Source organism: Micromonospora sp. PTRAS2, from assembly GCF_054052245.1.
Window position 1 is genome coordinate 60,223 of sequence record NZ_JBSWBU010000020.1, and the last position, 6,808, is coordinate 67,030.

The following is a 6,808-nucleotide window of genomic DNA, read 5'->3' on the forward strand; positions in this document are numbered from 1 at the left end:
ATCGGAGTGGGCGAAGCCGCACGCGGCATGATCGTCTGCTGTTTCCGGAGAACTCGTCCGGCGTGTCGTCTCACTGATCAGCAGACGATCACGCCAGCCGCGCTCCCCTCACAGGGCCACCACCGCCGCCGACTCCGGGGGGAGTTCGATGCGGTCGCGGGTGACCGAGACGCCCTCCTCCGTGGTCAGCAGCACCCGCCGCGCCACGCCCGGCAGGGTGATCCGCTGCGCCCGGCCGGCGAGGTTCGCCACCACCATCCGCTCACCCCGGTGCATCACCAGGAACTGGTCGCCGTGCCGGACGTCGACGGCGTCGAGCCGGGGGTCGGACAGGTCGGGGTCGCTCTTGCGCAGGGCGATGAGTCGCCGGTAGAAGTCGTACATCCGGCGGTGTTCGGGCTTGTCCAGCTCGGCCCAGTCGAGCCGGGAGCGCAGGAACGTCGCCCGGTCCTGCGGGTCCGGCACGTCGCCGGGCGGCCAGCCGTGCGCGGCGAACTCGCGCCTGCGCCCGGTGGCGACGGCGGTGGCCAGCTCCGGCTCCGGGTGGCTGGTGAAGAACTGCCACGGGGTGCTCGCCGCCCACTCCTCCCCCATGAACAGCATCGGGGTGAACGGGCCGGTGAGCAGCAGCGTCGCGCCGACGCGCAGCAGCGCCGGGGAGAGCGTCGCGGAGATCCGGTCGCCGGTGGCCCGGTTGCCGATCTGGTCGTGGTTCTGCAGGTACGCCACGAAGCGGTGCCCCGGCACGCGCTGCCGGTCGACGGGCCGGCCGTGGCTGCGTTCGCGGAAGCTGGACCAGGTGCCGGCGTGGTAGAACCCGCCGGTCAGCACTTGCGCCAGGCACTCCAGGGAGCCGAAGTCGGCGTAGTAGCCCTGCCGTTCCCCGGTGAGCAGGGTGTGCAGGGCGTGGTGGGCGTCGTCGTTCCACTGGGCGTGCAGGCCGTACCCGCCGGCCTCGCGGGGGGTGACCAGCCTCGGGTCGTTGAGGTCGGACTCGGCGATCAGCGACAGCGGCCGGCCCAGCCGGGTCGACAGGGCCTCCACCGCCACCGCGATCTCCTCCAGCAGGTGGGTGGCGCGGGAGTCGGGCATGGCGTGCACGGCGTCGAGGCGCAGGCCGTCGACGTGGTAGTCGCGCAGCCACATCACGATGCTGTCGACGATGTAGCGGCGTACCTCGTCGGAGTGGGGGCCGTCGAGGTTGACGGTGCGGCCCCAGGTGTTGCTCCGCTCGGTCAGGTACGGCGCGAACATCGGCGCGTAGGCCCCGGAGGGCCCGAAATGGTTGTAGACGACGTCGAGGATCACCCCCAGCCCTTTGGCGTGGGCGGCGTCGACGAACCGTTTCAGCCCGTCGGGGCCGCCGTACGGTTCGTGCGGGGCGAACCAGCAGACCCCGTCGTACCCCCAGTTGTGCTCGCCGTTGAAGGCGTTGACCGGCAGCAGCTCGACCAGGTCGACGCCGAGGTCGACGAGGTGGTCGAGGCGCTCGATCGCCGCGTCGAAGGTGCCCTCGGGGGTGAACGTGCCGATGTGCAGCTCGTAGAGGATGCTGCCGGGCAGTTGCCGGCCGGTCCAGCCGGCGTCGCCCCAGTGGTGGGCGGCGTGGTCGTAGCGCCGGCTCGGCCCGTGCACCCCGGCGGGCTGCCAGGGCGAGCGGGGGTCGGGCAGGGCCGGGCCGTCGTCGCCGAGGACGAACGCGTAGTCGGTGCCGGGGCCCGCGCCGGGCACCTCGGCCCGCCACCAGCCGCCCGGCTCGGGGCGCATCTCGTGGTCGTCGTCACCGGCCAGCCGCAGCCGGACCCGGGCGGCCTCGGGCGCCCACACGGTGAACTCGGTCATGCGGCAGCCTCCACGGAGTCGGTGGGTGCGAGGAGGGCGACGGGGAGAGTGTCGAGCAGATCGTCCAGCAGCAGCTCACTGCCACTGTAGACCCGCCCGGTGAACACGTCGGTAACACTGTTGCCGCCCAGCGACAGCCGGGTGCCCCGCCAGCCGCCGGCGCGGGCCAGCCGCAGCGGCAGCCGGGTCGCCACGGCGACCGCCCCGGGCGGGTGCAGCCCGCCCGCAGAGAAGACGCCCCGGTCGGCGGCTCCCCGGTCGAAGGCGACGACGTGGGCGGCGGCGGGGCCGTGCGCGGGCACCGGGCGGTAGCCGGCGAACAGCTCCGGGTGGTCGCGGCGCAGCCGCAGCGTCCGCGACACCACGAGCAGCTTCGCCGCGCCGGACGCGTCCACCGCCGGGGGCAGGCCGGCGTCGAGCCGCGCCAGCTTCTCCCGGCGTACGCCGAAGTCGACCGGGCGGCGGTTGTCGGGGTCGACGAGGGAGTTGTCCCACAGCTCGGTGCCCTGGTAAGTGTCGGGCACCCCGGGCATGGCGAGCTGGACGAGCTTCTGCCCCAGCGAGTTGGACCAGCCGGCGGGGGTGATCTCGGTGGCGAACGCGGTCAGCTCGGCGTGCAGCTCCGGGTCGTCGTACATGCGGTCGACCAGGGCGTGCATGGCGCGTTCGAAGCCGGGGTCGGGGTCGGCCCAGCTGGTGGCCACCGACGCCTCCCGGGCGGCCTTCTCGGCGTACGCGTGCAGGCGCTCCCGCTCGACGGGCCACGCGCCGACGGCGGTCTGCCAGAGCAGGTGCGCGAACGCGGGATCGGGCAGCGGCGCGGCGGCCGTCCACCGGGTGACCCGCTCGGCCCAGCGCCCGGGCAGCTCGGAGAGCACGGCGAGGCGGGCCCGGACGTCCTCGCCGCGCTTGGTGTCGTGGGTGGAGAGGGTGGTCATGGCCGCCGGCCAGCGGACCTGGCGGGCGGCGGCGAACCGGTGGAACTCGGCCGGCGGGGTGCCGAAGTGGGCGGGGCTGCCGCCGACCTCGTTGAGGGCGACGAACCGGCTCCACCGGTAGTAGGCGGTGTCCTCGACGCCCTTGGCCATCACCGCGCCGCTCAGCTGCGGGAAACGTACGCCCAGCTCGTCGTCGGGGTCGCGGAGCCGGCGGGTGACCGCGTCGAGGGCGGGGGCCAGGTCGGGGCGGCGGCGGCCGGCCTCGGCGCGGGCGGCGGCGAGGTGGCGGGCCCCGTGCGGCGGGTAGCCCCGGTAGACCGGGAAGCAGGCGGCCAGCTCCGCCAGGGCGGCGCGGGCGGAGTCGGGGGCCAGCTCGGGGGCGAGCGCGGCGAGGCGGGTCAGCTCGGCGGCGAGCAGCCGCGTGGCGGCCTCCAGCTTGGTGTCGTGGGTGAGGTCCTGCCACGAGGTGTGCCGGCCGGTGAGCCGGGCGTCGAGGGCGGTGAAGTCGGCCTCGGCGGCGCCGTCGACGAACAGGCCGCCCACGGCGGCGAGGGCGTCGTAGCCGGTGGTGCCGTCGACCGGCCAGTCGGGCAGCTCCTCGCCGTACTCCAGGATCTTCTCCACCAGCAGCCACGCCTGCGGCGCGGCGGCGCGCAGCCGGGCCAGGTAGCCGGCGGGGTCGCGCAGCCCGTCGGGGTGGTCGACGCGGATGCCGTCGACCTCGCCGGCCGCCGCCCACCGCAGGATCTCGGCGTGGGTGGCGGCGAAGATCTCCGGGTCCTCCACGCGCAGGCCGGCGAGGTCGGCGACGGCGAAGAACCGGCGGTACGTCAGCTCGCGGTCGCCGCGCCGCCAGGAGACCAGCTCGTAGTGCTGCCGGTCGTGCACCTGCCGGGGGCTGCCGTCGCCGGTGCCGTCGGCGATCGGGAAGCGGTGCTCGTGGTAGCGCAGCTCCCCGTCGGCGATGGTGAGGTCGTCCAGGGCCTCGGGGGTGTCGGCGAGCACGGGCAGCAGCAGCCGGCCCCGGTCCCAGTCGATGTCGAACCAGCGCGCGTACGCCGAGTCGCGGCCCCGGCGCAGCACGTCCCACCAGGCCGGGTTGGCCGCCGGCCGGGCCACCCCGGCGTGGTTGGGCACGATGTCGACGACGAGGCCGAGCCCGGCGGCGCGCAGCGCCCGCACCAGCCGCACCCGGGCGGCCTCCCCGCCCAGCTCGGGGTTGACCGCCCGGTGGTCGACGACGTCGTAGCCGTGCTGCGAGCCGGGGGTGGCGGTGAGCAGCGGGGCGCTGTAGAGGTGGGTGACGCCGAGGTCGGCCAGGTAGCCGGCGAGGCCGGCGGTGGTGTCGAGGGCGAAGCCGGGGCGGACCTGCACCCGGTAGGTCGAGCCGACGGGCACGGAGGGGGTGTCGGGCATCGGCTCAGACCGTCCTCTCCAGGACCACGAGGCAGCGGTCGGGCACGCAGATGGTGCCGCCCGCCTCGACGAGGGTCGGCTTCTCCGGGTCCGGGTCGGCGGTGCTGATCACCTGTTCCCAGCGCTGGCCGAACTCCTCCCCGGGCAGGGTGAAGTCGAGCGGGGCGTCGTGGGCGTTGAAGCAGAGCAGGAAGGACGAGTCGTGGTGGCGCTGGCCGTACTGGCCGCGTTCGCGGATGCCGTCGCCGTTGACGAACAGGGCCACCGAGCGGCCGAAGTCGTTGCCCCAGTCCTCGCCGGTCATCTCCCGGCCGTCGGGGGTGTACCAGGCCAGGTCGGGCAGCCCCGAGCCGGCGGCCCGGCCGCCGACGGGCAGGCCGGTGAAGAAGCGGCGGCGGCGGAACACCTGGTGGTTGCGGCGGAAGTCGACCAGCTTCCGGACGAAGTCCAGCAGCGGCTCGTCGGCGTCGTCCCAGTCGACCCAGGCCAGCTCGCTGTCCTGGCAGTAGGCGTTGTTGTTGCCGCGCTGGGTGCGGCCCAGCTCGTCGCCGTGGCCGATCATCGGCACGCCCTGCGACAGGATCAGGGTGGCCAGGAAGTTGCGCCGCTGCCGCTGCCGCAGGGCCAGCACGCCGGGGTCGTCGGTCTCCCCCTCGACGCCGCAGTTCCAGGACCGGTTGTGGCCCTCGCCGTCGCGGTTGTCCTCGCCGTTGGCCTCGTTGTGCTTGTCGTTGTATGACACCAGGTCGTTGAGGGTGAACCCGTCGTGGCAGGTGACGAAGTTGATGCTGTGGAACGGGCGGCGGCCGTCGTCCTGGTAGAGGTCGGCGGAGCCGGAGATGCGGGAGGCGAACTCGGCGAGGGTGGCGGGCTCGCCACGCCAGAAGTCGCGCACCGTGTCGCGGTACTTTCCGTTCCACTCGGTCCACAGCGGCGGGAAGTTGCCCACCTGGTAGCCGCCGGGGCCGACGTCCCACGGCTCGGCGATGAGCTTGACCTGGCTGACCACCGGGTCCTGCTGGACCACCTCGAAGAACGTCGACAGCCGGTCGACCTCGTAGAACTCGCGGGCCAGGGTGGCCGCGAGGTCGAACCGGAAGCCGTCGACGTGCATCTCGGTGACCCAGTAGCGCAGCGAGTCCATGATCAGTTGGAGGGAGTGGGGGCTGCGGACGTTGAGGCTGTTGCCGGTGCCGGTGTAGTCGACGAAGTAGCGCCGGTCCTCTTCCGAGAGCCGGTAGTAGCTGGGGTTGTCGACGCCCTTGAAGCTCAGCGTCGGGCCGAGGTGGTTGCCCTCGGCGGTGTGGTTGTAGACCACGTCGAGGATGACCTCGATGCCGGCGGCGTGCAGCGTCTTGACCATGCCCCGGAACTCCTGCACCTGCTGGCCGAGGCCGCCGAGGGCCGCGTACCCGTGGTGGGGGGCGAAGAAGCCGATCGTGTTGTAGCCCCAGTAGTTGCGCAGCCCCAGGTCGGCCAGCCGGTGGTCGTGCACGAACTGGTGCACCGGCATCAGCTCCACGGCGGTGACCCCGAGCCGCTGGAAGTATTCGATCATGACCGGGGAGGCGATGGCCGCGTACGTGCCGCGCAGCTCCTCGGGGATGCCGGGGTGGCGCATGGTCAGCCCGCGCACGTGCGCCTCGTAGATCACCGAGTGGTGGTACGGGGTGCGCGGCGGCCGGTCGTTGCCCCAGTCGAAGTACGGGTTCACCACCACCGACTTCGGCATGAACGGGGCCGAGTCGGTCTCCGACATCCGGTTCTCGTCGCCGCCCACCTCGTAGTCGTAGACGGCCGGATTCCACTCGACGTCACCGTCGACGGCCTTCGCGTACGGGTCGAGCAGCAGCTTGTTCGGGTTGCAGCGGATCCCGTTCGCCGGGTCCCACGGGCCGTGGACCCGGTAGCCGTAGCGCTGCCCCGGCTCGATGCCCGGGATGTAGCAGTGCCAGACGTACGCGTCGACCTCGCGCAGCTCGACGCGGCGCTCGGCGCCGGTGTCCCACTCGTCGAACAGGCAGAGCTCGACGCGCTCGGCCACCTCGGAGAAGATCGCGAAGTTCGTGCCCATCCCGTCGTGGGTGGCTCCCAGCGGGTACCGCTCGCCCGGCCAGACCTGCATGTCGCTCCTCAGCCCATGATGATGAGCGCCCCGGACGGGGCCGTGCCCGCCGGGTGCGCACGCCGCTAATGCCCCGCCGTCGGTCGGCCCAATCCACCCGTTGGTGCCGTAACCATTTCCACCCACCTGATACCGACTAGACCTTTGGGTGGTGTCCGTCACCTTGGGCCCTCTCAGGATGCGGTTCGGGCCCGGATGCCCTTTCCTTGATACGGGGGCGTGTGGAAGCGCGCGTTCCCGCTCGGCCCTCGGCCACCCCACCATGTCCTGTCACGCCGCCATCGTTGCCGGCGCGTTCCACCCTGCACGGACGGAGTTCGATGTGACGACCCTGCGGGCCGGCGAGCAGACCGCCACCGCCGCGGACCGGCTCTGCCGGCCCAGCACCACCTCACGGTCCCTGATCCCGCAGCCGGCGCTCCCGCAGCCCGTCGGCTCCGGGGTGCCCCCGCAGACCCGCCGCATCCTCATGCTCTCCTGGGAGTAC

General features: G+C 73.1%; 3 protein-coding genes. All 3 read right to left on the reverse strand.

Annotated elements, in window-relative coordinates; genetic code table 11:
• Positions 1-108 precede the first annotated feature (108 nt).
• From treZ to glgX, 3 genes are read right to left on the reverse strand one after another with little or no spacing between them, the layout of a single operon-like run.
• Positions 109-1,842, reverse strand: coding sequence for a malto-oligosyltrehalose trehalohydrolase (gene treZ, locus ACVMYR_RS31560; protein ID WP_457123531.1), 1,734 nt, complete (start codon positions 1,840-1,842; stop codon positions 109-111).
• A complete protein-coding gene (gene treY / locus ACVMYR_RS31565; protein ID WP_457123532.1) occupies positions 1,839-4,196 on the reverse strand; it encodes a malto-oligosyltrehalose synthase in 2,358 nt (785 codons plus the stop codon). Before treY ends, treZ begins: the two co-directional genes overlap by 4 nt.
• A 4-nt stretch (positions 4,197-4,200) precedes the next feature.
• The gene (glgX, locus tag ACVMYR_RS31570) at positions 4,201-6,321 is read right to left on the reverse strand and encodes a glycogen debranching protein GlgX (RefSeq protein ID WP_457123533.1); all 2,121 of its coding nucleotides are present in this window, start codon (positions 6,319-6,321) and stop codon (positions 4,201-4,203) included.
• Positions 6,322-6,808: the final 487 nt, after the last annotated feature.